This window comes from Pseudomonas sp. NBRC 111133, assembly GCF_001320605.1.
GTDB classification, from domain to species: domain Bacteria; phylum Pseudomonadota; class Gammaproteobacteria; order Pseudomonadales; family Pseudomonadaceae; genus Aquipseudomonas; species Aquipseudomonas monteilii.
In genome coordinates, this window is sequence record NZ_BCBJ01000071.1 from 1 (window position 1) to 23,715 (window position 23,715).

The 23,715-nt window shown below is 63.0% G+C and carries 24 protein-coding genes and 1 pseudogene; 18 read left to right on the plus strand and 7 right to left on the minus strand.

The window, feature by feature from the left end:
* Positions 1-408: 408 nt before the first annotated feature.
* Both APH36_RS16420 and APH36_RS16425 read right to left on the minus strand, forming a co-directional pair.
* Positions 409-1,902, minus strand: coding sequence for a CoA-acylating methylmalonate-semialdehyde dehydrogenase (locus APH36_RS16420; RefSeq protein WP_060499486.1), 1,494 nt, complete (start codon positions 1,900-1,902; stop codon positions 409-411).
* 73 nt (positions 1,903-1,975) lie between these two features.
* Positions 1,976-3,322, minus strand: coding sequence for an aspartate aminotransferase family protein (locus APH36_RS16425; RefSeq protein WP_060499487.1), 1,347 nt, complete (start codon positions 3,320-3,322; stop codon positions 1,976-1,978).
* Positions 3,323-3,440: 118 nt separating this feature from the next.
* Here APH36_RS16425 and APH36_RS16430 point away from each other — a divergent pair, with 118 nt between their 5' ends.
* The 5 genes from APH36_RS16430 to APH36_RS16450 all read left to right on the plus strand — a co-directional run bounded on the left by APH36_RS16430 (position 3,441) and on the right by APH36_RS16450 (position 7,795).
* Positions 3,441-4,358: a LysR family transcriptional regulator gene (locus APH36_RS16430; protein WP_016715426.1), complete on the plus strand. Its 918-nt coding sequence runs from the start codon at positions 3,441-3,443 to the stop codon at positions 4,356-4,358.
* A 90-nt stretch (positions 4,359-4,448) separates the two neighbouring features.
* Positions 4,449-5,111 carry a TetR/AcrR family transcriptional regulator gene (locus APH36_RS16435; RefSeq protein ID WP_019099774.1) on the plus strand — a complete coding sequence of 221 codons (663 nt, stop codon included), beginning with the start codon at positions 4,449-4,451 and terminating at the stop codon, positions 5,109-5,111.
* Between the two features lie 9 nt (positions 5,112-5,120).
* On the plus strand, positions 5,121-5,705 hold the full coding sequence (locus tag APH36_RS16440; protein ID WP_060499488.1) for a YigZ family protein: 585 nt from the start codon (positions 5,121-5,123) through the stop codon (positions 5,703-5,705).
* A gap of 369 nt (positions 5,706-6,074) precedes the next feature.
* Entirely contained in the window at positions 6,075-6,761 is a 687-nt protein-coding gene (locus tag APH36_RS16445; protein ID WP_060499489.1) for an SDR family oxidoreductase, read from the plus strand.
* A gap of 86 nt (positions 6,762-6,847) precedes the next feature.
* Positions 6,848-7,795, plus strand: coding sequence for an adenosine deaminase (locus APH36_RS16450; protein WP_060499490.1), 948 nt, complete (start codon positions 6,848-6,850; stop codon positions 7,793-7,795).
* Positions 7,796-7,814: 19 nt separating this feature from the next.
* Here APH36_RS16450 and APH36_RS16455 read toward each other — a convergent pair whose 3' ends face one another.
* On the minus strand, positions 7,815-8,528 hold the full coding sequence (locus APH36_RS16455; RefSeq protein WP_060499491.1) for a helix-turn-helix transcriptional regulator: 714 nt from the start codon (positions 8,526-8,528) through the stop codon (positions 7,815-7,817).
* Between the two features lie 458 nt (positions 8,529-8,986).
* Here APH36_RS16455 and APH36_RS32735 point away from each other — a divergent pair, with 458 nt between their 5' ends.
* Positions 8,987-9,184: a hypothetical protein gene (locus APH36_RS32735; RefSeq protein WP_082426406.1), complete on the plus strand. Its 198-nt coding sequence runs from the start codon at positions 8,987-8,989 to the stop codon at positions 9,182-9,184.
* On the opposite strand, the gene APH36_RS16460 is transcribed toward APH36_RS32735, so the two are convergent.
* Together APH36_RS16460 and APH36_RS16465 are read right to left on the minus strand one after the other, a co-directional pair.
* Positions 9,135-10,316: a multidrug effflux MFS transporter gene (locus APH36_RS16460; RefSeq protein ID WP_060499492.1), complete on the minus strand. Its 1,182-nt coding sequence runs from the start codon at positions 10,314-10,316 to the stop codon at positions 9,135-9,137. The genes APH36_RS32735 and APH36_RS16460 overlap by 50 nt on opposite strands.
* Positions 10,317-10,420: 104 nt before the next feature.
* The gene (locus APH36_RS16465) at positions 10,421-10,618 is read right to left on the minus strand and encodes a heavy-metal-associated domain-containing protein (protein ID WP_060499493.1); all 198 of its coding nucleotides are present in this window, start codon (positions 10,616-10,618) and stop codon (positions 10,421-10,423) included.
* Between the two features lie 131 nt (positions 10,619-10,749).
* Between APH36_RS16465 and APH36_RS16470 the strand changes: the two genes are divergently transcribed.
* From APH36_RS16470 to APH36_RS33235, 5 genes and pseudogenes are all read left to right on the plus strand, one after another.
* The gene (locus APH36_RS16470) at positions 10,750-11,136 is read left to right on the plus strand and encodes a hypothetical protein (RefSeq protein ID WP_060499494.1); all 387 of its coding nucleotides are present in this window, start codon (positions 10,750-10,752) and stop codon (positions 11,134-11,136) included.
* Between the two features lie 52 nt (positions 11,137-11,188).
* Positions 11,189-13,588 carry a heavy metal translocating P-type ATPase gene (locus APH36_RS16475; protein WP_060499495.1) on the plus strand — a complete coding sequence of 800 codons (2,400 nt, stop codon included), beginning with the start codon at positions 11,189-11,191 and terminating at the stop codon, positions 13,586-13,588.
* A complete protein-coding gene (gene cueR, locus APH36_RS16480) occupies positions 13,585-13,995 on the plus strand; it encodes a Cu(I)-responsive transcriptional regulator (protein WP_060499496.1) in 411 nt (136 codons plus the stop codon). The genes APH36_RS16475 and cueR overlap by 4 nt, the downstream gene beginning before the upstream one ends.
* Positions 13,996-14,360: 365 nt before the next feature.
* Positions 14,361-15,248: pseudogene (locus tag APH36_RS33230) on the plus strand (sensor histidine kinase); the annotation flags it as partial.
* Between the two features lie 129 nt (positions 15,249-15,377).
* Positions 15,378-16,106, plus strand: coding sequence for a methyl-accepting chemotaxis protein (locus tag APH36_RS33235; RefSeq protein WP_371257973.1), 729 nt, complete (start codon positions 15,378-15,380; stop codon positions 16,104-16,106).
* A gap of 64 nt (positions 16,107-16,170) precedes the next feature.
* On the opposite strand, the gene APH36_RS16490 is transcribed toward APH36_RS33235, so the two are convergent.
* Together APH36_RS16490 and APH36_RS16495 are read right to left on the minus strand one after the other, a co-directional pair.
* The gene (locus APH36_RS16490) at positions 16,171-16,950 is read right to left on the minus strand and encodes a helix-turn-helix transcriptional regulator (RefSeq protein ID WP_060499498.1); all 780 of its coding nucleotides are present in this window, start codon (positions 16,948-16,950) and stop codon (positions 16,171-16,173) included.
* A gap of 54 nt (positions 16,951-17,004) precedes the next feature.
* Complete coding sequence (locus APH36_RS16495) at positions 17,005-18,285, minus strand: acetyl-CoA C-acetyltransferase (protein WP_060499499.1); 1,281 nt, start codon at positions 18,283-18,285, stop codon at positions 17,005-17,007.
* Between the two features lie 118 nt (positions 18,286-18,403).
* Here APH36_RS16495 and APH36_RS16500 point away from each other — a divergent pair, with 118 nt between their 5' ends.
* From APH36_RS16500 to APH36_RS16530, 7 genes are all read left to right on the plus strand, one after another.
* Positions 18,404-19,756 carry a 3-oxoacyl-ACP reductase gene (locus APH36_RS16500; RefSeq protein ID WP_060499500.1) on the plus strand — a complete coding sequence of 451 codons (1,353 nt, stop codon included), beginning with the start codon at positions 18,404-18,406 and terminating at the stop codon, positions 19,754-19,756.
* A gap of 2 nt (positions 19,757-19,758) precedes the next feature.
* Positions 19,759-20,610: a MaoC/PaaZ C-terminal domain-containing protein gene (locus APH36_RS16505; RefSeq protein ID WP_060499501.1), complete on the plus strand. Its 852-nt coding sequence runs from the start codon at positions 19,759-19,761 to the stop codon at positions 20,608-20,610.
* Positions 20,611-20,665: 55 nt separating this feature from the next.
* Positions 20,666-20,971 (plus strand): MazG-like family protein, encoded by a 306-nt coding sequence (locus tag APH36_RS16510; RefSeq protein ID WP_060499502.1) that lies wholly within the window; start codon positions 20,666-20,668, stop codon positions 20,969-20,971.
* Complete coding sequence (locus tag APH36_RS16515) at positions 20,968-21,717, plus strand: methyltransferase domain-containing protein (RefSeq protein ID WP_060499503.1); 750 nt, start codon at positions 20,968-20,970, stop codon at positions 21,715-21,717. The genes APH36_RS16510 and APH36_RS16515 overlap by 4 nt, the downstream gene beginning before the upstream one ends.
* A 21-nt stretch (positions 21,718-21,738) precedes the next feature.
* Positions 21,739-22,374 carry a DUF4136 domain-containing protein gene (locus tag APH36_RS16520; RefSeq protein ID WP_060499504.1) on the plus strand — a complete coding sequence of 212 codons (636 nt, stop codon included), beginning with the start codon at positions 21,739-21,741 and terminating at the stop codon, positions 22,372-22,374.
* Between the two features lie 19 nt (positions 22,375-22,393).
* Entirely contained in the window at positions 22,394-22,963 is a 570-nt protein-coding gene (locus APH36_RS16525; protein WP_060499505.1) for a DUF4136 domain-containing protein, read from the plus strand.
* Positions 22,964-23,167: 204 nt separating this feature from the next.
* Positions 23,168-23,638 carry a prepilin peptidase gene (locus APH36_RS16530; protein WP_060499506.1) on the plus strand — a complete coding sequence of 157 codons (471 nt, stop codon included), beginning with the start codon at positions 23,168-23,170 and terminating at the stop codon, positions 23,636-23,638.
* Positions 23,639-23,715: the final 77 nt, after the last annotated feature.

A 23,715-nucleotide genomic window follows, 5' to 3' on the forward strand; every position in this document is an offset into this window, starting at 1 on the left:
GTTAAAGAGCATTTGGTTAAGAGCCTTTCGTCTCAACCGAGGCGCGCATTCTACGCTCTCCTCAGAGCCTGTCAAGCGTTTATTTTGAAGTTTTTGCGATAAACTCGTTTAGCTTCAAACACTTGGCTCGCTGCGATCTCTCGTAGCGGGAGGCTAATCATACAGCGTTTAAAACCGCTGTCAACCACCATTTCAACCGCTTGCGATCATTCGATCGCAGCCCTTTCAACTCTACCTTAACTATTTAACTCTTTGAATCTCAAGGAGTTTTTCGTTCCGATGTCGCTGGAAGTGGGGCGCATTATAAGGGGATTCGAAAGCGCGTCAACCCTTAATTTCAAGAAACTTTAATATCGCTGAAAAACAAAGCGGGGAGGCCTACCGGCCTCCCCGCTTCAGTTACCTGCCTTAAAGGCTAGGGAAAGCGAATTGCGATGCCTCATGGCTGGCACGCTGCGGCCAACGCTGGGTAATTGCCTTGCGACGGGTATAGAAACGCACCCCGTCCGGGCCATAGGCATGCAAGTCACCGAACAGCGAACGCTTCCAGCCACCAAAGCTGTGGTAAGCCACCGGCACCGGCAGCGGTACGTTCACCCCCACCATGCCCACTTCGATCTCGTCGCAGAACAGGCGCGCCGCTTCACCGTCACGGGTAAAGATGCAGGTACCGTTGCCATACTCGTGATCGTTGATCAACTGCATGGCCTGCTCCAGGCTGTTCACGCGCACCACGCACAGCACCGGGCCAAAGATCTCTTCTTTATAGATGCGCATCTCTGGGGTCACCTTGTCGAACAGGGTGCCGCCCACGAAGTAACCATCTTCATTACCAGCCACACGGAAGCCGCGCCCGTCCACCACCAGCTTGGCGCCGGCAGCAACACCATTATCGATGTAACCCACCACCTTGTCACGGGCAGCCGCAGTCACCAGAGGGCCCATGTCCAGGCCGCACGAGGTACCGGCACCAATCTTCAGCGCCTTGATCTGTGGTTCCAGCTTGGCAATCAGTGCATCGGCCACTTGGTCGCCCACGCACACGGCCACCGAAATGGCCATGCAACGCTCGCCGCACGAACCGTAGGCCGCGCCCATCAGTGCGCTGACGGCGTTGTCCAGGTCGGCATCCGGCATCAGCACCGCATGGTTCTTGGCACCACCCAGGGCCTGTACACGCTTGCCGCGCTTGGTGCCTTCTGCATAGATGTACTCGGCGATCGGCGTCGAACCGACAAAGCTCAGTGCTTTCACTTCTGGCGCTTCGATCAGCGCATCCACTGCTTCCTTGTCACCGTGCACCACGTTCAGGATGCCCTTTGGCAGGCCGGCTTCCAGCAGCAACTGGGCAATGAACAGCGTGGAGCTCGGGTCACGCTCGGAAGGCTTGAGGATGAAGGCGTTACCGCAGGCGATGGCCAGCGGGTACATCCACAGCGGCACCATGGCCGGGAAGTTGAACGGGGTAATGCCCGCGACCACGCCCAGTGGCTGGAAGTCGGACCAGGCGTCGATGTTCGGGCCGACGTTGCGGCTGTACTCGCCCTTCAACACTTCTGGCGCCGCGCAGGCGAACTCGACGTTCTCGATGCCGCGCTTCAGTTCACCGGCTGCGTCTTCCAGGGTCTTGCCGTGCTCTTCGCTGATCATCTGCGAGATTTTGGCTTCGTTTTGCTCCAGCAGTTGCTTGAAGCGGAACATCACCTGGGCGCGCTTGGCAGGCGGGGTGTTGCGCCAGGCCGGGAAGGCTGCCTTGGCGGAGTCGATCGCTTCCTGCACGGTCGCGCGGCTGGCCAGCTCGACCTTGCGTACAGCCTGGCCAGTGGACGGGTTGAAGACATCGGCGGTGCGCTCACCCTTGGTAACCAGCTCGCCGTGGATCAGGTGCTGAACAATGCTCATGCAAAACTCCAGATAAAGAAGGTAGAAGCAGGCGCGTGATGCGTTCACACGCCGGGCATCAAAATCGGATAGATCAGTCGATCAGGTTCAGGGTTTCGCCGACTGCGTCGAACAGGCGGTCCAGTTCCTGCGGCGTGGTGTTGAAGGTTGGGCCGAACTGCAGGGTGTCGCCACCAAAGCGCACGTAGAAGCCCGCCTTCCACAGTTTCATCGCCGCTTCGTACGGGCGGACGATGGCATCACCGTCGCGAGCGCCGATCTGGATGGCGCCGGCCAGGCCGTAGTTACGGATATCGACGATGTTCTTGGTGCCCTTCACGCCGTGCAGCAGCTTCTCGAAGTGCGGCGCCAGCTCGGCGGCGGACTGCACCAGGTTTTCCTTCTGCAGCAGGTCCAGCGCGGCGATACCGGCGGCACAGGCTACCGGGTGGGCCGAATAGGTGTAGCCGTGCGGGAATTCCACGGCGTATTCCGGGGTCGGCTGGTTCATGAAGGTCTGGTAGATCTCGCTGCTGGCAATCACCGCACCCATCGGGATGGCGCCGTTGGTGACCTGCTTGGCGATGCACATCAGGTCCGGGGTCACGCCGAAGGCCTCAGCGCCAGTCATCGCCCCCATGCGGCCGAAGCCGGTGATCACTTCGTCGAAGATCAGCAGGATATTGTGCTGGGTGCAGATTTCACGCAGGCGCTTCAGGTAACCCTTCGGCGGCGGCAGTACGCCGGCCGAACCGGCCAGCGGCTCGACGATCACCGCAGCGATGTTGGACGCATCGTGTAGCTCGATCAGCTTGAGCATTTCGTCAGCCAAGGCAATACCGCCCTCTTCCGGCATGCCCTTGGAGAAGGCGTTCACTGGCAGCACGGTGTGAGGCAGGTGGTCGACATCCAGCAACTGACCGAACAGCTTGCGGTTGCCGTTGACACCACCCAGGCTGGTACCGGCAATGTTCACGCCGTGGTAACCACGGGCACGGCCGATGATCTTGGTCTTGGTGGCCTGGCCTTTCAGGCGCCAGTAGGCACGCACCATTTTCAGCGCGGTGTCGGCGCACTCGGAACCGGAATTGGTATAGAAGACGTGATTCAGGTCACCCGGGGTCAGCTCGGTGATCTTCTCGGCCAGCTGGAACGACAGCGGGTGGCCGAACTGGAAGGCCGGTGAGTAATCGAGGGTACCGATCTGGCGGGCCACTGCCTCGGTGATTTCCTTGCGGGTGTGCCCGGCGCCGCAGGTCCACAGGCCAGACAAGGCATCGAAAATCTTGCGCCCTCGGTCATCGACCAGGTAGTTGCCTTCGGCCGCCACGATCAGCCGTGGGTCGCGCTGGAAGTTACGGTTGGCGGTGTAGGGCATCCAGTGGGCATCCAGCTTGAGCTGGCTGGCGATACCGGCGGTAGCGGTTTCGGGCATGTTCATCGGCGGTTCCTCGGAAGACGATTAGGCAACGATGGATGTTGTTGCAGCTAAATTGGCACGCGGATAAAGTCTGAAAAAGCCTACATTTCTAATCTTCAGACAGCCCAAGACTAAACTAATGAGCCGACGCCCCGATCCACTCGCCCAGGTCAGCGACTTCGACATCCGCTTGCTTAAGATCTACCGCAGCGTTGTCGAGTGCGGCGGCTTCTCGGCCGCCGAAAACGTGTTGGGCATTGGCCGCTCGGCCATCAGCCAGCAGATGAACGACCTGGAGCAACGCCTTGGCCTACGCCTGTGCCAACGTGGCCGCGCCGGTTTTTCGCTGACCGAGGAAGGCCGCGAGGTCTACCATTCGGCCCTGCAACTGCTCAGCGCGCTGGAAAGCTTTCGCACCGAGGTCAATGGCCTGCACCAGCATTTGCGTGGCGAGCTGAACATTGGCCTGACCGACAATCTGGTCACTCTGCCACATATGCGCATCACCCACGCCCTGGCCGAACTCAAGGACCGAGGCCCCGATGTGCGCATCCAGATCCGCATGATTGCCCCCAGCCAGGTCGAACACGGCGTGCTCGACGGCAGCCTGCATGTGGGTGTGGTACCTCAGACCAGCCCGCTGTCGGGCCTTGAATACCAGCCGTTGTACAGCGAACGTTCGCTGCTTTACTGCGCCGTTGGCCACCCGCTGTTCTATGCCGATGACCAGCAGATCGACGACGAACGCCTGAACAGCCAGGAAGCCATTACGCCGACGTTCCGCCTGCCGGCCGACATCCAGGCGCATTACCAGGCGCTGAACTGCACGGCCAGTGCTTCGGACCGTGAAGGGATGGCGTTCCTTATCCTCACCGGGCGCTACATCGGCTACCTGCCCGATCACTACGCCACCTTCTGGGTGCAGCAGGGCCGCTTGCGTGCCCTCAAGCCTCAACAGCGCTTCTATGACCTGAGCCTGAGCTGGGTAACGCGCAAGGGCCGGCGGCCGAACCTGGTGCTGGAAAGCTTTCTCGACAGCCTGGCTGCGACACGTTGATGCCAGTCTCTGCCGCAAACGCTTGTCACTTCGGCACAGGCAGGTAATCTTGTCCGACTGCCGCAGCCACTGACCCGTACGGAATCGTCCATGACCCTAGAAGTCCCTGCGCATCGCCTCTCTGCCTCGGGCAAGCCCGCGGGCCGCATCCGCCAGAAGAACGAACAGGCCATTATCCAGGCCGCCGAAGACGAGTTCGCCCGCCATGGTTTCAAGGGCACCAGCATGAACACCATCGCCCTCAAGGCGGGCTTGCCCAAGGCCAACCTGCATTACTACTTCACCAACAAGCTGGGCCTGTACATTGCCGTGCTCAGCAACATCATCGAGTTGTGGGACAGCACCTTCAACGCCTTGAGCGTCGATGACGACCCCGGCGAGGCCCTGAGCCAGTACATCCGTACCAAGATGGAGTTTTCCAGGCGCAACCCGCAAGCTTCGCGGATTTTCGCCATGGAAGTGATCAGCGGCGGCACCTGCCTGACCGAATATTTCAGTGCCGACTACCGTGAGTGGTTCCGCGGCCGAGCCGCCGTGTTCCAGGCCTGGATCGCAGCCGGCAAGATGGACCCGGTCGACCCGGTGCACTTGATCTTCCTGCTGTGGGGCAGCACCCAGCACTACGCCGACTTCGCCACCCAGATCTGCCAGGTGACCGGCCGCAGCCGCCTGACCAAGCAGGACATGGAAGACGCGAGCAACAACCTTATCCACATCATTCTGAAGGGCTGCGGCATCAAGCCGGCTGCCTGAACGTCATTTATGCCTTCTACCCTGCTCGACCTCTGCGAATACCGCGAGGAAATCCGCAAAAGCCGCTTCATCACCCTGGCCGGGCCGATCAGCAGCGCTGCGGACGCGATGAGTTTCATCGAACGCCACAGCGACCTGGCCGCCACCCACAACTGCTGGGCCTGGAAGCTTGGCGCCCAGTACCGCAGCAGCGATGACGGTGAACCTGGCGGCACTGCCGGGCGACCGATCCTGGCGGCCATCGAAGCACAAGACTGCGACCAGGTCGTGGTGCTGGTGATCCGCTGGTATGGCGGCATACAACTGGGTACCGGCGGCTTGGCCAGGGCTTATGGCGGCGGCGCCAACAAATGCCTGCAACAGGCGCCCAAACGGCTGTTGGTGCAGCGTAGCGAATTCACTTGCAGCTGCAGTTTCAGCGAACTGGCACTGGTGAAACTGCGCCTGGCAGAGGTTGATGGCCTCGTCCTGGATGAGCAATTCACCGCCAACGGCGTGGACCTGCTAATTGCGCTCGGCGACGCCCACCTGGCACACCTGCAGCAGCAACTGGCCGACCTGAGCCGTGGGCGCATCCTGCTAGAAGCGCGCTGACATTGCCCACAACAACTGTGGGCCCGCCTGTGGATAAGCTTGGGGCAGTCGCTTGCAGCCTGCTGTTTTCAGGGCCTGCAGGACTTTGATCATATTTTGATCACAGCTTGATGACAGTCGCAAATTGCTGAAAGCTAGATAGTTATCCCCAACCCAAGGCTAGACGGGTCTGCCCGCATCGTACTCGGCTTGCACACAATAACTGTGGAACAGCCTGTGGATAACCCGTGCGCCAACAGGCGAGGCGCCCGGACAGGCAGGGCCCCCACGCAGTTGATCGTTTTTTATACAGCTATAGACAAGGCAGTCACTGCCGCTGTGGATTATTCTCAATACCTTTCTTTATCACCGACCACGGAGCGCGTTCACATGGCTAACGCAAAAACCGCACTTATCATCGGCGCCTCTCGGGGGCTTGGTCTGGGCCTGGTGCAGCGCCTGAACGAAGACGGCTGGAACATCACTGCTACTGTTCGCAACCCGCAGCAGCCCGGCGCCCTGGCGGACGTGCCCGGCGTGCACATCGAGCAGCTGGAGATGAACGACACCGCCCAGCTCGACGGCCTGAAGCAACGCCTGCAAGGCCAGGTGTTCGACCTGGTATTCGTCAACGCCGGTGTCATGGGCCCCCTGCCACAAGACCTGGAGACCGTACACAACAAAAACATCGGCGACCTGTTCATGACCAACGCCGTTGCACCGATTCGTGTGGCCCGGCGCCTCGTCGACCAGGTACGCGAGGGCAGCGGCGTACTGGCCTTCATGAGCTCGATCCTGGGCAGCGTGACCATCCCCGACGGCGGTGAAATTTGCCTGTACAAGGCCAGCAAGGCGGCGTTGAACTCGATGATCAACAGCTTTGTCGTCGAGCAGCAGCGCCCCGACCTGTGCGTGCTGGCCATGCACCCAGGCTGGGTAAAAACCGACATGGGCGGCGAAAACGCCGAGATCGACGTACTCACCAGCACCCGCGGCATGCTCGACCAGATCAAGGCGCAAAGCGGCAAGGGTGGCCTGCGTTTCATCAACTACAAGGGCGAACCCTTGGTCTGGTGATTCACCGGGTCGCAGCGTGGCCGGGCGCAATGCCCGGCCAGCCCCTGTAGAATGGCGGCAACCGTACCTGATCGAGATCCCCCTATATGTATGACTGGTTGAACGCCCTGCCCAAGGCCGAGCTGCACTTGCACCTGGAAGGCTCGCTGGAGCCCGAGCTGCTGTTCGCCCTGGCCGAGCGCAACAAGATCGCCCTACCCTGGGCCGATGTAGAGACCTTGCGGGGCGCCTACGCCTTCAACAACCTGCAGGAGTTCCTCGACCTGTATTACCAGGGCGCCGATGTGCTGCGTACCGAACAGGACTTCTACGACCTGACCTGGGCCTACCTGCAACGCTGCAAGGCGCAGAACGTGATTCACACCGAACCGTTCTTCGACCCGCAAACCCACACCGACCGTGGCATCCCCTTTGAAGTGGTGCTCAACGGTATCAACCAAGCACTGAAGGACGGCCGCCAGCAACTGGGCATCAGCAGTGGCCTGATCCTCAGCTTCCTGCGCCACCTGAGCGAAGAGGAAGCACAAAAAACCCTCGACCAGGCCCTGCCGTTCCGCGATGCATTCATCGCCGTTGGCCTGGACAGCTCGGAAATGGGCCACCCGCCGAGCAAGTTCCAGCGTGTATTCGACCGCGCCCGCAGCGAAGGCTTCGTCGCCGTCGCCCATGCCGGCGAAGAAGGCCCACCCGAGTACATCTGGGAAGCGCTGGACCTGCTGCAAATCAAGCGTATCGACCATGGCGTGCGCGCCATCGAGGACGAGCGCCTGATGCAGCGCATCATCGACGAGCAGATCCCGCTCACGGTGTGCCCGCTGTCCAACACCAAACTGTGCGTGTTCGACCACATGAGCCAGCACAACATCCTCGACATGCTCGAGCGCGGCGTGAAAGTGACGGTCAACTCGGACGACCCGGCCTACTTCGGCGGCTACGTCACGGAAAACTTCCACGCCCTGCACACCCACCTGGGCATGACCGAAGACCAGGCCCGTCGCCTGGCACAGAACAGCCTGGATGCCCGGCTGGTCTGATTGAACGACGACGTTGCGTTCAACCGACCTGCAATGTCTCCACGCGGGCGATGCGATTGATCTGCTGGATACCCAGCGCAGAGATATGCAACGCCCGCGAGTCTTCGGCCTCACGCATCCAGCCAGACTGCAGAAATAGCCTGAACAAAGCCTGGCCCAGCACGCCGCCCAGATGCGGGGCCTGGTCATTCCACTCGGTGCAGCGGCAAACCACGCAGGCGCGTTGCTCGTGTGGTGCCAGGGCATCGATGTACACCCCGACCAAGGCCAACTGCGCCCTCCCCTCGTCACTCACCATCAACTGCCTTCCGCTGCCCTCCAGCCAGCCGGCCACCACCAGGCGGTGATACAGCTCACTGGCCAACTCCCCGCCCAGGTGATCGCCACACCGGCGTGCCCGGCGCATCGACATGGGCAGCGGTGATACCGGCGCCTTGGCCCGATCTCCCCTGGTGCTTTCCAGCTGTACGCTGGCCAGGGCCTCGACCGCCGCCCCGACCTGTGGGGTTGCCAGGCGGAAGTAGCGTTTGCGCCCCCTGGCTTCATGCCGGAGCAAACCGGCCGATGACAGCAACGAAAGGTGCGCGCAAGCCGACGAGGACGTCAGGCCGGTCATTATCGCAAGTTCATTGGCTGGCCGTGGCGTACCGTCGATCAATGCCCACAACATGGCACTGCGTTTGGGGTCGGCCATCAAGCTGGCAATCTGGCTGATGCTGCTGGCTGCGTTCATATCCCTGTAACTCCCTGCAAGTTCACTGAGTGGATGCGATGGCCAACCCTGGCAGGGAAGCACCTCTCGCTGGCACTGGCCTGGCCCGCCAGTATAAGCCGCAGAAAATCCCAGTCAGACGGCCTTGCGCAGACACATCGGCGACAAAAAACCACTGGGTATGCCTACCCATGGCAAGCAGTGAGCCGGCGCCAGAAAGCTGCCCGCAAGCCGGTCAACCAAAGCGCCGATACCCACAGACAGAAGCACCGAAATATCTTGATAGAAAAAGGCTTGCAGCAATTTCAGATACGGCCCACAGCGACATTCCGCAAATAGCGCGCGAGCTAGCGAAGGTTTCGCAGTTTTGCAGGCATTACGCCCTTCGACCGTCAGTCAGGACACTGACGCAGCGCATGGCAGGCAGGAGGGCCAGCGCTACACTTGAGCGGCTCTCCCCATTCTGGAGGTATGCCGCGATGAAAATTATCGTCAGTGCATCGAGCCGAAACCCCGCCTGCCCTTGGCAGGTCCAGCTCGATCAACACGTGGTCAGTTTCCGCAGTGAGGCCGAGGCGCGGGCCTTCGTCGCAACGCTGGAAACCCGCCTTCAGGCACCTCACCCGCTCATGCGGGAGGCTTGGCCTGCAAGCGCCGGGTCAGCAGCGCGACACTGACCGCCAATGCCCCGCAGAAGCTGATCACCAGCGCCATAGGTACGGCGCTGCCATCGTGCAGTAGCCCGACCAGCGCAGCGGCACCCGCAGCAACGCTGAACTGCACGCACCCCATCAATGCCGAAGCGCTGCCGGCCCGCGCGCCCTGCCCGCTCATGGCACACGCCGATGCATTGGGGATGATGCAGCCCAGGCTGGCAATGCAGATGAACAACGGCACCAGCAGCGGCCACAGCTGCGCGGGGCGCAAAGCCGCCACGCCCAACAGCACCAGGCCCGCAATCAGGTACAGCCACACGGCGCGCGCCAGCAGGAAAGCAGGTCCGCGCTTGGCCAGCAATCGGGCATTCACCTGCGCCACGAGTATGAAGCCGGCAGCATTGGTGCCGAATAGCCAGCCGTAATGTTCGGCCGGTACGCCATAGAGCTTGATGAACACGAATGGCGAACCGGCAATGTAGGCAAACATGCCGGCAATGGCGATCCCCCCCGTCAAGGCATGGCCAAGGAACACCCGGTCACCCAGCAGGCGCACATACTGGCGCAATGCGCCAGACAGTGGCTGGCGCGGAATATGCGCAGGCAGGCTTTCCGGCAGGCCCAGGCTGACCGCCAGCAGGCAACCGGCGCTGAACAGGCTCAACGCCAGGAAGATCGACTGCCAGCCCGCCAGGTTCACCAGCACCCCGCCCAGCATCGGTGCCAGGATCGGCGCCAGGCCCATGACCAGCATCAGTTGCGAGAACACCTTGGCCGAGGCCACCGGGTCGCACTTGTCGCTGACGATGGCCCGCGACAGCACCATGCCTGCGCAACCGCCCAGCGCCTGGACAAAGCGCGCAACCACGAGAGTGTCGAGGTTGGGGGCATAGGCACAGCCCAGTGACGCCAGGGTGAACAGGGTCACGCCGAACATCAGCGGTTTGCGACGCCCAAAGCGGTCGGCAACCGGCCCATAGGCTAACTGCCCGATGGACAGGCCGAGGAAGTAGGCGGCCAAGGTGGCCTGGACGTGTTTTTCGTCGGTGGCGAACGCCTGCGCCATGGCCGGGAAGGCGGGCAGGTAGAAGTCGATCGCCAAGGGCCCGAACGCACTGAGTGCGCCCAGGATGAGCACCATTCGCAGGTTCATCAGGAATCCATAGCAGGCTAAGCAAGTGGATGATTCTACCTGCTGTGGACCCCCTCAGCATGAAAACATTTGCAACACATGGGCCGCCAGGCAACCCTGACGTATCACGCCACCTCGGCCTGATACCCCTCGTCCCGAATGGCAGTTAGAATCTGCTCTGGCGCCAGCTCACTCTGCACCCGCACCTGTCTGGCCGCCAGGTCGATCTCGACCTTGGCCGCAGCATCCTGCTCCTGCACCGCCCGGGTCACCGCTTTCACACAATGGCCACAGGTCATGCCTTGTACATTGAACACTTGCATGGGGATCTCTCCTTCAGGTTTTCAACGAGTCTCAAGCTTGCCATCGGGGCAAGGTCAACACCCGGGGTGGAAATCTACGCCCGTGTCGGCCAAGCTGCGCCTTTGACGATCAGGCAAGCAGGAGATTATTCATGTTCAGGGCAGCATTGGGCGTCGTCGGGCTATTGAGCGCGCTGGCTGCGGTGCCACCGGCCAGCGCCGAGGGCAACTCGGACTACAGCGTACTGATCATCTCCCGGGAACGCCTGGAAGTGGCCACCGGTTGCGAAATTGGCGTTTACCTCAACGACCAGCTCTCCGGGCGCGTGTTCCAGGAGCAGTCCACCTCGTTCAACCTTCCACCCGGTTCGGTGGACGTACGCCTGCGCCTGCTGCCAGGGCAGGTGCAAGGCTGCGCGCCGGGCATCGAAGACCAGCGCAGTACACGTTTGAACTTGCAGGCGGGCCAGATCAACAAATACCGCATCGCCATGGGGCAATATGGCCTGGAGTTGAAGCGAGCCGGCCTGGGCTATTGACCTTACCTGCATGGCAAGGTTGATGCTGGAGGCCTGTCCAAGGAGGAGAGCCATGCCCGCATCCACCACTTATGACCTGCCGATCTCCGGCATGACCTGCGCCAGCTGTGCCGGCAGGGTCGAGCGCGCCCTGCGCAAGGTCACCGGCGCTGAACAGGTCAGCGTCAACCTCGCCACCGAACAGGCTCGGGTCCAGGCCCCGGCCAACAGCCTGCCCGCCCTGGTCGACGCCGTGCGCGAAGCCGGCTACGGCGTGCCCACCCGCACTGTCGAACTGCAGATTGGCGGCATGACCTGCGCCAGTTGCGCCGGCCGCGTTGAGCGTGCCCTTGGCAAGCTGCCTGGGGTCGAGCACGTCAGCGTCAACCTGGCCAGCGAACGCGCTCACCTCGACGTGCTCGCAGCCCTCGATGACAACCTGCTGATCGATGCTGTGCACAAAGCCGGCTACAGCGCCGGCCTGCCGCAATCGGCCAAGGACGGCCAAAGCGCTGCCCAGCGCCGCCTGCGCAGTGAGCGCCTGGCGGTCGGCGCCGCCTTGCTGTTGGCCCTGCCGCTGGTACTGCCAATGCTGGTGCAGCCCTTCGGCCTGCACTGGATGCTGCCAGCATGGGCACAGTTCCTGCTGGCCACGCCGGTGCAATTCATTCTCGGCGCACGCTTCTACAAAGCCGCCTGGAAGGCCGTGCGCGCCGGTGCCGGCAACATGGACCTGCTGGTGGCCCTGGGCACCAGCGCCGGCTATGGCCTGAGCCTTTACCAGTGGGCACAAACCCCCGCCGGTCTGGCCCCGCACTTGTACTTCGAAGCCTCGGCCGTGGTCATTGCCTTGGTATTGCTGGGCAAGTACCTGGAAAACCGTGCCAAGCGCCAGACCGCCAGCGCCATCCGCGCCCTTGAGGCACTGCGTCCGGAGCGTGCCGTGCGTGTCGTCGAGGGCCAGGAAGAAGACGTGCCCATTGCCCAGCTGCGCCTGGGCGACCTGGTACTGGTCAAACCCGGCGAGCGCTTCCCGGTCGATGGTGTAGTCGAGGACGGCAGCAGCCATGCCGACGAAGCCCTGATCAGCGGCGAGAGCCTGCCAGTCCCCAAGCAGCCGGGCGACAGCGTCACGGGCGGTGCCATCAATGGCGAAGGCCGGTTGCTGGTGCGCACCCAGGCGCTGGGGACCGAAACCGTGCTGGCGCGTATCATCCGCCTGGTGGAAGACGCCCAGGCCGCCAAGGCGCCGATACAGAAGCTGGTCGATCGGGTCAGCCAGGTGTTCGTCCCCGCCGTGCTGGTGCTGGCCCTGATCACCCTGGTCGGCTGGTGGCTGGCCGGCGCACCGCTGGAAACCGCGCTGATCAACGCCGTCGCCGTGCTGGTCATCGCCTGCCCCTGCGCCCTCGGCCTGGCAACGCCTGCGGCAATCATGGCGGGCACCGGGGTCGCTGCACGCCACGGTATCCTGATCAAGGACGCCGAAGCCCTGGAGCGTGCCCATGCGGTCAACCGCGTGGTCTTCGACAAAACCGGCACCCTCACCTCCGGCAGCCCTCGGGTGGTTCACAGCCAGGCGCAGGCTGACAGCAGTGCCGACCTCCACCGCCTGGCCGGCGCACTGCAACGTGGTAGCGAACACCCACTGGCCAAGGCAGTGCTGGATGCCTGTGCCGAACAGGGGCTGGACGTGCCGGTGGTTACCGACAGTCAGTCGCTGACCGGGCGCGGTATCGCAGGAAGTGTGGAAGGCCGTGAGCTGGCCCTGGGTAACCGCCGCCTGCTGGACGAAAGCGGGCTGCAGCCCGGCGACCTGGCTGCGAAGGCCCAGGCCTGGGAAGCCGAGGGGCGCACCTTGTCGTGGTTGATCGAACGGGGCGCGCAACCCCGCGTGCTGGGCCTGTTCGCCTTTGGTGACAGCCTCAAGCCCGGCGCCGCGCAGGCCATCGACACCCTGCATGCCCAACATATCAGCAGCCACCTGCTGACCGGCGACAACCGCGGCAGCGCCAAAGTGGTTGCAGACGCGCTGGGCATCGACGATGTACATGCCGAAGTGCTGCCAGCCGACAAGGCTGCGACCGTGGCCGCGCTCAAGCAGGACGGCGTGGTCGCCATGGTGGGCGATGGCATCAACGATGCCCCGGCACTGGCCGCCGCCGACATCGGCATTGCCATGGGTGGCGGTACCGACGTGGCCATGCAGGCCGCTGGCATCACCCTGATGCGCGGCGACCCTCGCCTGGTGCCTGCAGCGCTGGAGATCAGCCGCAAGACCTATGCGAAGATTCGTCAGAACCTGTTCTGGGCATTCATCTACAACCTGATCGGCATCCCGCTGGCCGCGCTGGGTTACCTCAACCCGGTGCTGGCCGGCGCCGCCATGGCCCTGTCCAGCGTGAGCGTGGTCAGCAACGCGCTGTGGCTCAAGGCGTGGAAACCCACCAGCACCACCCAGGAGGCGCCATGAATATCGGCCAGGCCGCCCGCCGCAGCGGGCTCAGCACCAAGATGATCCGTTATTACGAATCCATCGGCCTGCTCAAACCGGCCACACGCAGCGACAGCGGCTACCGCCTGTACCAGGCAGACGACTTGCACAGCCTGGCCTTCATCAAGCGCTCCCGCGACCTGGGGTTTTCCCTAGAGGAGGTCGGCAAGCTGCTGACCTTGTGGCAGGACCGCCAACGGGCCAGCGCCGATGTGAAAGCGCTGGCCATGCAGCACATCGCCGAGCTGAACCGGCGCATCGAGGAGCTGGTGAGCCTGCGCGACACCCTTGGCGAGCTGGTTTCGCACTGCCAAGGGGACGACCGCCCGGACTGCCCGATCCTCAAAGACCTGGCCAACGGCGCCGCCGGCAACTGCTGCCACTGAACTGTCACACGCGTTTGGTATGCCAAAAGCGTCCAAACGCGACCGAATAGTCACCAACTACGACTTTATCCAATAAATACGGGCGCTCTGGCTACATAAAACCCGGATGCTGCCGATGTACTGGCTACCTGCCTCGTGTGTCGACAACAAAAATTCCGGGAGCGTCGATGAGCATCAAACAGAAACTGACCTGGGCATTCGCGGTCATCGCCGGCTTGCCCATCGTCCTCGTGGCCACCTTGGTGGTCCTCAACCTGCGTGGCGAAGCCCGCGACGGATTCCTCGACAGCAGCAGTCGGGAAATCCGCCAGGTCAGCAACGCGATGAACATCTTCTTCCAGGGCATCAACCAGAACGTCGAGTACATGGCTTCACAGCCAATGGTCGCCGCCACGGGCAGCGAGCTGAACAAGTACATGAGTGCCTCGCCGTCCTACGAACTGGGCGAGCAGGCCAGCAAGCTCCTTGACTTCATGACCCGCCTGGCCAACTCACACCCTGCGTATGCCTACTTGTCCTACGGGGTGAACGACGGTGGCTACACAGGCTGGCCGGCAGGGCAGAAGTTCGTCAATTACGACCCACGCACTCGCCCCTGGTACCAACTGGCCATGGCCAACCCGGGCAAAACCGTACGTACCGGCGCCTACTACTGGGCCGCCGACGACGCGGTACTGGTCAGCACCGTGCGCGCCGTGGCCAACCAGCTGGGCAACCCCGGTGGCGTGGTCAACATCGACGTGTCGCTCAAGGGCCTGACCGAGATCGTCAAGCAGATCAAACTGGGCGAAAGCGGCTACCTGATGCTGGTGGAAAGCAACGGCAACGTGATGGTCGACCCACGCGACGCCGGGCACAACTTCAAGCAACTGGCGAGCTTTGGCGGTGGTTATGTCGAGTTGGCCAAAGCGGGCAAAGGCCTGGTCGAAGTCGAGCTCAATGGCGTGCGCTACATGGCCAACATCTACCCCGATGAGCAACTGGGCTGGACCTTCATCGGCCTGATCGAACACAGCGAAGTGATGCAGACCACCACCCGGCTCACCTGGCTGATCGGTGTCATCGCCGTGGTACTGGCCGCGTTGTTTGCCGTGGTGGGTGCGGCGTTCGCCAAGCTGATCGTGCGCCCGATCAACAGCGTTACCAACGGCCTGGAAGACATTGCTCAAGGTGAAGGTGACCTGACCCGTAACCTGGAAATCCGCGGCCGCGACGAAACAGCGCAACTGGCCAGCTGGTTCAACCAGTTCCTGGGCGCCATCCGCAGCCTGATCCAGCACATTGGCGCTGCCGCCGGCAAAATCCTCAGCACCTCCAGCAGCTCGACCCGTGTCTCCAGCGACATGGCCGAAGCCGCAGGCCGCCAGCGCGAAGCCGTGGACATGGTTTCAACCGCATTCCACGAAATGGTCGCCACCGCCAACGAAGTGGCGCGCTCCTGCAGCCAGGCAGCGCAGTCGGCCGACAGCGGTCAGCAGCAGGCCCGCGAAGGCCAGCAGCAGATCGATGCGGCGGTACACAGCGTTGACCGCCTGAGCCAGGAAATCGAGCAGTCGGCGCAGTCGATCCAGCAACTGGAGCGGGACAGCAATGCCATCCAGTCGATCCTCGGCACCATCCGCTCGATTGCCGAGCAGACCAACCTGCTAGCCCTCAACGCCGCCATCGAAGCCGCCCGCGCCGGTGAGCAAGGCCGTGGCTTTGCCGTGGTGGCCGATGAAGTAAGGGCCTTGGCCAAACGCACTGCCGACTCCACTGCCGAAATCGATGGCCTGCTGGGTAACCTGGCCAACCGCACGGCCGAAGTGGCCGCGCAGATGCATGCCAGCCTGGAGGTATCGCAGCAATCGGTGAGCCGCATTGGCCTGGCACGCGACAGCTTCGGGCAAATCCGGGAATCGGTGGATGTGATTCGCGACATGAACACGCAAATCGCCACCGCCGCCGAGGAACAGCACCAGGTGGCCGAGGACATCAACCGGCACATCAGCCAGATTCACGGCGATGCCCAACTGGTGGCCGAACTGGCCCAGGCGGCGCGGGTGGACTCGGAGAGCCTGGCCGGGTTGTCCAATGAGCTGGATGCGCTGGTGCGCAGGTTCCGCACCTGATGTACTGCCTGTACCGGCCTCTTCGCGGTTTACCCGCGAAGAGGCCGGTACAGGCAACCAGACACTAAAGCTTCAACTCCCCCGGGGTGGCGCCAAACAACTGCTTGAACGCCGCAATGTAAGCCGAAGTCGAGTCATACCCACACCCCAGCGCCGCCTCGGTCACATTCTCCCCCGCCTCCAGCAACGCCAGCGACGACAACAGCCGCATGCGCTGCCGCCAGTTGCGAAAGCTCAACCCGGTCTCCCGCTGGAACAGCCGCATCAGCGTCTTCTCCGAGCAACCCAGCTCGCGCGCCCACTGCTGCAATGTCTGCGGCTGGTCCGGTGCAGCAATCAAACCGTTGCACAGCGCCAGCAACCCTGGGTGCCGTGGCAACGGTAGCGAAAAACCCACCTCGGGCAACGTGCGCAACTGGTCGAGCAGCACCGCCACGAGGCGTGCTTCGGCGCTGTCATCTTCGGGGTAGTCCGCCGGGAACAGGCAAAACTGCTTGATCAGCTCGCGTGCCAGCGGGGTTACTTCCAGCACCCGGCATTGCTGCGGCGCCCACGGGCAGGCATCACGCCGTACATACAGGCTGCGCATTTCGGCCTGCATCGAGGTCACCACTTCGTGCTCGGCATCAGCAGGAATCCACACCCCCCACTGGGGTGGCGCGAAGTAACTGCCGTCGCGGGTGTACACGCCAAGTACGCCGCTGATGGCATAGGAAAACTGCACCCAGTCGTGCTGGTGGCGGGTGGTCCAGGAACCGGCGCCGAGGCTTTCGGCACGGGCATAGAGGGGCCTGGGCAGGTGGTCCAGCGCCGGTATGGCGCGGGGGTGTCCGATGATCGGCATGGTGGCTTCTTGTAGTTCTGACGGGACAAGCCTAACAGCTGGCGCAAGAGCACGTCAGGTGCGCTCGACAATCACCGTCACCCCCTGCCCACCTGCCGCACAAATCGATATCAACCCCCGCCCCTTCCCCGCCGTGGCCAACAGCTTGGCCAGGTTGGCCAATATGCGCCCTCCGGTGGCCGCAAACGGGTGCCCCGCTGCCAGCGAACTGCCTTTTACATTGAGCTTGCTGCGGTCAATCGCCCCAAGCGGCGCCTCCAGCCCCAACCGTTCACGGCAATAGTCGGCATCTTCCCAGGCCTTGAGCGTACACAGCACCTGGGCAGCGAAGGCTTCGTGGATTTCGTAGTAGTCAAAGTCTTGCAAGGTCAGGCCATTGCGCGCCAGCAAGCGTGGCACGGCATACACCGGCGCCATCAAGAGCCCTTCGCGACCGGTCACAAAGTCCACCGCAGCGGTTTCGCCATCGACCAGATAAGCCAGCACCTCCAGCCCCTGCTGCGCGGCCCATTCCTCGCTGCCCAGCAACACCATAGAGGCACCGTCCGTCAGTGGGGTGGAGTTACCGGCTGTCAGCGTGCCCTGCCCGCTGCGGTCAAAGGCGGGTTGCAGCTTCGCCAACTGCTCAAGGGTCAGGTCGGGGCGCAGGTTATTGTCGCGGGTCAACGTAAGAAACGGCGTCAGCAAATCATCCTGCCAACCCTCGGCATACGCGGCAGCCAGTTTCTGGTGGCTGAGCAGCGCCAACGCGTCCTGTTCGCCACGGCCAATGCGCCAGGCCTGGGCCATGCGCTCGCAATGCTCGCCCATCGACAGCCCGGTGCGCGGTTCGCCATTGCGTGGTAGTTCGGGTTTCAGGTGGTGAGGCCTTAGCTTGAGAAAGGGCTTGAGCCGCTCGCTCAGGCTTTTGCCACGGTTGGCTTGCAGGAGGATGTGGCGCAGGCCTTCGTTGACGGCAATCGGTGCGTCGGAGGTGGTGTCCACGCCGCCGGCGATACCACTGTCGATCTGCCCCAGGGCTATCTTGTTGGCCACCAGCAACGCCGATTCTAGCCCGGTGCCGCACGCTTGCTGGAGGTCATAGGCCGGGGTCTGCGGTGAAAGGCGCGAACCCAGCACACATTCGCGGGTCAGGTTCATGTCGCGCGAGTGCTTGAGCACCGCGCCAGCCACTACCTCCCCCAGCCGCAGCCCATGCAGGCGATAGCGTTCGATCAATCCTTCAAGGACAACAGTGAGCATCGCCTGGTTGCTGGCCGTGGCGTAAGCGCCGTTGGAGCGGGCGAAGGGAATTCGGTTGCCGCCCAGGATTGCGACCCGGCGAAGTGAACGCATGCGCTTTTTCCTCCTGAAACAATTTGATCCGTACAGCCTAGGTGTTTTTACCGTGGGCGAACGACCTCGCCACAAAGTTGGTCCACACTTTCAAGCTTGCCTTTGCGGAGACCCACTCATGAGCGATCGCTACCTCGGTTTTGCCAACTCCAACCTCGGCCGCCGCCTCGTGGATGCCCTTGGCCTGCCACGCCCGGCGCCGCTGGAGCGCTGGCAGGCCGGCCGCCTACGCCCGGTGGAAGGGGTGCTGGTGCTGGGCGGCGGGCCAATGGCGAAACAGGTCGAAGCCATCGCCCCACGCCTGACTGACGAGGTTTACAGCTTCAATGCCGACGATTTGCAGGCTGAAGCCTGGGTGGCCGGCCTGGGGCCGAAAATCAAGGCCGTGGTATTCGATGCCCGTCATCTGTCCGACAGCGATGCTTTGAAGCAGTTGCGCGAATTTTTCCAGCCCCTGCTGCGTAGCCTGGCGCCTTGCGCGCATATCGTGGTGCTGGGGCGCGCACCGGAAAGCCTCGACAACCTGTTGGCCAGCGTTGCCCAACGGGCACTTGAAGGCTTCAGCCGTTCGCTGGCCAAGGAGCTGCGCAACGGCGCGACGGCCCAGCTGCTGTATGTCGCCCCCGGCGCCGATGACCAGCTGGAAGGCGCACTGCGCTTTTTCCTCTCGCCCAAGAGCGCCTTCATCTCTGGCCAGGTGCTGCGCCTGGAAGCCTGTATCAGCCAGGTGGAGGACTGGACCCGCCCACTGGCCGGCCGTCGTGCCCTGGTCACTGGCGCAGCGCGCGGCATCGGCGCCGCTATCGCCGAAACCCTGGCACGGGACGGCGCCGACGTGCTGCTGCTGGATGTACCACAGGCCAGCCAGGATCTCGACGCCCTCGCTGCACGCCTGGGTGGCAAGGCACTGGCGCTGGATATCTGCGCCAGCGACGCTGCCACGCAACTGCTGGCAGCCTTGCCCGACGGCATCGACATCGTGGTGCACAACGCCGGCATCACGCGTGACAAGACCCTGGCCAACATGACCCCGGACTACTGGGACGCGGTGCTGGCCGTCAACCTCAAGGCCCCACAGGTGCTGACCCAGGCGCTGTATGACAGTGGCGCGCTGGGGGAAAACGCACGTATCACCCTGCTGGCCTCGGTCAGCGGCATTGCCGGCAACCGTGGGCAAGCCAACTACGCCGCCAGCAAGGCCGGGCTGATCGGTCTGGCCCAGGCCTGGGCGCCCCGCCTCGCCGAACGTGGCGGCAGCATCAATGCCGTGGCACCCGGCTTTATCGAAACCCACATGACCGCCGCCATGCCCATGGGCCTGCGAGAGGCCGGCCGGCGCCTGAGCTCGTTGGGCCAGGGCGGGCGCCCGCAGGACGTCGCCGAAGCCATTGCCTGGCTCAGCCAACCGGGCTCCGGGGCAGTCAACGGCCAGGTGCTGCGGGTGTGCGGCCAGGCATTGATGGGGGCCTGAGCATGAGCCGACACTGGCATGACCTGCACAGCCCGGCTTCGCGCGCCAGCCTGTACCTGCGCGCCGCCAGCAAGCGCACCATCAGCGGTGACCATCTGCCGGACGATGGCCTACGCTGTTTCATCCGGGTTCAGCCGGGCAACCTGAGCGCCTACCGCAAGCTCTGCCACTTTCCCGACGATGGCCGCCTGCCGGCGACCTATCCACATGTCATGGCGTTCAGCCTGCAGTTGCAGTTGATGACCGCTCCAGACTTCCCCTTCCCACTGCTCGGCCTGGTGCATCTGTACAACCGCATCGAAGTGCTGCGCCCGCTTGGCGGTATCGAAGGGCTGCGCGTTGCGGTGTATGCGCACAACCTGCAACCGCATGCAAAGGGCGGCACCTTCGACCTGGTCACCGAGGCCGAAGACGGCATTGGCCTGCTCTGGCGTGAGACCAGCCGCATGCTGGTACGTGGGTTGAAGCTGGAAGGCGAGGCAAGCGCGCTTGCCGATATTGAGCCTGATGCATTGCCCGAGGCCTCCCGCTGGTACGCCGACAGTGACATCGGCCGGCGGTATGCCAAGGTTTGCGGGGACTACAACCCTATCCACCTCAGTGCTGTCAGTGCCCGGTTGTTCGGCTTTCCTACAGCCATTGCCCATGGCATGTGGAGCAAGGCCATGGCCCTGGCGGCATTGCGTGGGCACCTGCCGCACAGTGGATATGCCTTTGAAGTGGACTTCCGCAAACCGGTACGGTTGCCGTCGGAGGTGGTGCTCAGTGCCAGTGCGGCGGGCCCTGCAGGTCAGCTACGGCTGGATGGGCATGGGGAGGTATTGCATATGGTCGGGCGGTGGGATCGGGTGTAGGCCACTTGCTTTGCATCGGGCCTGGGCAGAAGCTATGCAGCATTAGGAGACCCCGATGAATCTGCAAGAACTCACCCAACGCCTGCATCAGATCCGCGACAACAACGACTGGCGCGGCTTCCACAGCCCGAAGAACCTGGCCATGGCCGCCAGCGTCGAAATGGCCGAGCTGGTAGAAATTTTCCAGTGGCTGAGCGAAGACGAATCGCGCCAGCTGCCTGCCGACAAACTGGCCCACGCCGGCCAGGAGGTCGGTGATGTGGTGCTCTATCTGTTGCTGCTGTGCAGCGAGCTGGGCCTGGACATGGACCAGGTGGTGCGGGCCAAGCTGGCCGACAGTGAGAGGCGCTTCTCCCGATGAACGACCGTCACTTCGATGAACTGGCCACCCGCTTTGCCGAGAAGATCTACGGCGGTGCCAAGGGTGCGATCCGCCTGGCCGTGCTGCAAGCCGACCTGGCCGAGGCACTGCCCGATCGGCCGCTGCGCATTCTGGACATCGGTGCCGGGCTGGGCCACATGGCCTTGTGGCTGGCCCAGCGTGGTCATCTCCTGACCTTGGCCGAGCCTGCCGCGCCCATGCTCGATGGCGCCCGCGCGCGCTTTGCCGAGGCAGGCCAGACTGCCACGTTCATCCAGGCCCCCTGGCAAGACCTGCTCGGCCAGCTCACCGAACCTTACGACCTGGTGCTGTGCCATGCCGTACTCGAATGGCTGGCAGAGCCTGAGAGCATCCTGCCCGTGCTGCACCAGCTCACGGCACCTTCCGGGTGGCTGTCACTGGCCTTCTACAACCGCGACGCCCTGGTCTATCGCAACCTGCTCAAGGGCCATTTCCGCAAGTTGCGCAGCAACCGGCTGGAAGGTGAAAAGCAGAGCCTGACCCCACAGAAACCGCTTGATCCACGCGAGCTCAAGGCGCAACTTGATCCTATGTGGCAAGTTGAAAGCGGAAGCGGTGTGCGGGTGTTCCACGACTACATGCCCAAGGAGTTCCAGGGCAAGGCCGAGCTGCTCGACCTGCTGGAAATGGAACTGGCCTACCGCCGCCACCCCGCCTTCGCCGGGCTTGGCCGCTACCTGCACTGGGTGTGCCGCCCCCGCTAACCCACCCTGCCGGAGGAATTCATGCCGTACCGTCTGTTGTGCCTGGCCCTGCTGCCATTCGCCCTGGCTGGCTGCCAGGGCAGCAACCCGTATGTGGCCAGCAGCCGCCCGCTGCCTCCGGCCCCCGCCCAGGCGGCCACCACCTTCGACGCCAGTGCCTATCCGGCACCCGCCCGCGATTATGGGCGCTACCGCAGCTGGAGCTGGCGCAATGGCCAGTTGCCAAGTGGCTCGGCCAACGCCGACCCGGCGCAACTGGCCGATGCTGTCAGCGGGGCACTCGACCAGCATGGCCTGCGCCCAGCCCGAGGTGCCACCGGCGATCTGCTGGTAAGCGCCGACATGCGCCTGGAAAAACGCTTGCGCCAGGTGCGTGACTACGACACCTACGACCCGTACTACGGCCCCTACCCCTACGGTGGCGTGGGCTATGGTGGCTATCGCCATGGCTACGGGGGTTATGCCAGCGTGCCCATCGTGCGCACCTACGAAGTGGAGGTGATGGTAGTGCACATCGAGCTGTACGACGCCCGCAGCGGTCAACCGGTATGGAGCGCCAGCGCCGAAAGCGGCAGCGACAAGGACTCGCCGCGTGAACGCGAAGGCGCCCTGCGCGACTCTGTGCACAAGGCGCTCAGCGGCTATCCTCCCAGTTAATCGCTAACGGAGAACCATCATGTTGCGCCGTCTCGTTCTACTGTCATTCGTGTTACTGCTTGCAGCCTGCTCCAGCAACAACGTTCAGCAGGATTTCGATGCCAGCCGTGACTTTGCCGCTTACCGCAGCTGGGCGTGGCAGGAACCGGGCCTGCAGTACCGCCCGGACGACCCCCGCATCAAGAGCGACCTTACCGAGCAACGCATCCGCCAGGCGGTGGCCGACCAGCTCGACCAGCGTGGGCTGCGCCCCGTCCAGGGTGGAGCACGGCCTGACCTGACGGTCCGCACCTACCTGATCGTCGAGCAGCGCCAGCAGCAGATCACCACCCACTACGGCGGTGGCTGGGGTGGTTATTGGGGCGGTTACTGGGGTGGCCCGATGTACAACGAAACCCGCAGTGTCGACTACAAGGTCGCGACCATTCAGGTGGACATGTTCGACGGGCGTGACGGCAAGCTGGTGTGGCGCGGCAGTGCCGAGCAAATCATGAACAACTACCCGCCAAGCCCGGAAGAACGCAACAGCGCCATCCGCAATACTGTGAACAAGGTATTGGCCAACTACCCGCCGGGTAGCAAGAAATAAGCCTCAGCCCTTAATAGTGGGAGCACCTTTTCGCGCCCCAAGGCTGCTCCCCCACTTAAACGGTGTCAAGAACGACAAAATCCATTTCGACCACGCCTTTTTCCCGTTCCCGCCCACTCCCTCGCAGGTTCCCGTCTATCTTCACTTAAGGAAACCTGACTGACCGGGTAGAAGTGTTCAACTTTTGGGAAAGGCGACCTGCCAATGCAAAGCATTGTTCTCCTGCTGTGGCTTGCCTTGTGCTCCGAACAGGATGTGCGTCAACGCCAGATCTCCAACCTGCTGACCCTGGGTGTGGCAACGGGCGCTCTGGTCTGGCTGTTCGCCACCGGTCGCAGCTGGATCGGCGCCGAGGCCACCGATGCCGGCTGGGCGCTGGCCATCGTCATGCTGCTGACCTTGCCTGGCTACAGGCTCGGCCGCTTCGGTGCCGACGACGTCAAGCTGATGGGCGCACTGGCCCTCGCCACCAGCCCGCAATACGTGCTCGGCACCTTCATCGGCGCCGGCGTCAGTGTGCTGGTGTGGCTGCTCACCCGCCGACGCCTGTGGACCCTGCTCAACCCCAAAGTGAAGAAGCGGTTGCAAACCCTGACTGAAGAAATGGGCGACAAACAGGCCTTCGTACCCTATGTGCTAACAGGTTTTCTTCTAACGGCGGTATGGATCCAATGAGTCAACCTATGGTCCGATACCTTGTACATGCCTTGTACAAAATCGCAACGTAGGACTATTTTTAAGCTGCCAGAGCG